Annotated in this window: 1 protein-coding gene and 1 pseudogene; both read left to right on the top strand. The window is 65.6% G+C overall.

Going from position 1 to position 1,476, the window contains the following annotated elements:
• Window positions 1-315, top strand: a pseudogene (locus GPA25_RS23545) (type VI secretion system tip protein VgrG); the annotation flags it as partial.
• Window positions 316-393: 78 nt separating this feature from the next.
• Window positions 394-1,356, top strand: a complete 963-nt coding sequence (locus GPA25_RS23540; RefSeq protein WP_169262823.1) for a hypothetical protein — start codon at window positions 394-396, stop codon at window positions 1,354-1,356.
• Window positions 1,357-1,476: the final 120 nt, after the last annotated feature.

The following is a 1,476-nucleotide window of genomic DNA, read 5'->3' as shown; positions in this document are numbered from 1 at the left end:
GCGTTCGAGGGGCCGGGGGGCAATCCTGCGGCAGCGCCCCACCTGCCTTCGGGGCTCGTCAGCGTCCCGCCGGAGAACGTCGAATTCCGTTACGCCTATCACGACGGCGAGCCGGTGAAGGGCGCCGAATTCGCCGCCCGCCTGGCCGATGGCAGCACGCGCCACGGCCGCCTCGACGAGCGCGGCTATCTGCACCTCGAAAACGTCAAGCCAGGCGGCGTCGAGATCAGCGTGGGCAGCGACATCCGGCCCTACACGAACTTCAAGCTGCCGGCCCGGCCGGACGATGATCTCGATGTCTGGATGAAAGGCTGATCGAGGTGATGGGGAGGCGTGGGGGCTCTCGTGCCCATGCAATGAGACCGGAACAAAACAACAAAGTGAAGACGAATCATGGATGAGATCCTCGACCGCACCTGGAGCGGCATGGGTGAGGCTTGGGAGTGGCTGCGCGGCGTCATCCTCGGTGAATGGGAAGACGGCCGCTCAACCAGCCAGGTGGTTACCGATGCGCTGGCCGGCCTGGTGCCCGGCGTCGGCAGCATCATCACCTTGCGCGACCTGGTGGCCGTCATCGTGCGCCTGGTCAAGCACCCCGAGAAGCGCGACGACGTCGACGAGTGGATTCTGCTCATCGCGATGCTGCTGCCCTTGATCATCACTCTCATCGGTGCCGCCGCTGTGGGCGTGGGCGCGCTGATCGGGGCGGAACTGGGCGGCTTCCTGCGCGCCGTGGCGCTCATGCTGGTGAAAAAAGGCGGCGTGGGCCTCAAGGCCATAATCGAATTTCTCCAGGCCCATGGCTACGGCAACGCCGCCAAGGCACTCGGCGAGGTCAGATTCAGCCGCTACCGGCAGGCGGTCGTCGATGGCCTGAACGGGCAGATCGACAAGCTCGCCCACCTGGTTCGCACCTTCCAGGCCCGTCTGCGCACACTCTCTCCCGACTCGCTGCCACGCTGGCTACCCGGCCGCGACCGCATGATGCGCGCCATCGACCATTGCACCGTGTTTGTCCAGCAGCTCGACGCCCTGCGCGTCGCCGCGCGCAAGATGATCCCGCTGGCGCTCATCGAAATGGACAACCGCCTCGCCGCCCTCATGGCCGGCAACCTGCGCGCCGCCACGCAGACTACCCACACAATCGCCACGGGGCTGCCGGCACCGGTGGTCTATACACTCGAATCCCATACCGCACACGTGCATGGCGGCACGATGCTCCGCAACACCACGCCGCCTGAACCGCACAATACCCGACGCCTGCCCGAGCGACATATCATCGCCCTCGCCGGAAAACGCGAATACAAGTTCGTCGACATGGACGGCCGCCCGGTGGGGGCCAAACCCTATCCCTAAGGGACTTCCCGTCAACCTCATCCTCTTGCAGACCGGCCGTAGGCCGATCGTGACGTCGATCACGTACTCATCGTCGGACCTCCGCGATCACGCGCGTGCATGACCGGTTTTCGACTGCCG

This window comes from Aromatoleum diolicum, assembly GCF_012910955.1.
GTDB classification, from domain to species: Bacteria; Pseudomonadota; Gammaproteobacteria; order Burkholderiales; family Rhodocyclaceae; genus Aromatoleum; species Aromatoleum diolicum.
This window is presented reverse-complemented; position numbering and strand designations above follow the sequence as displayed.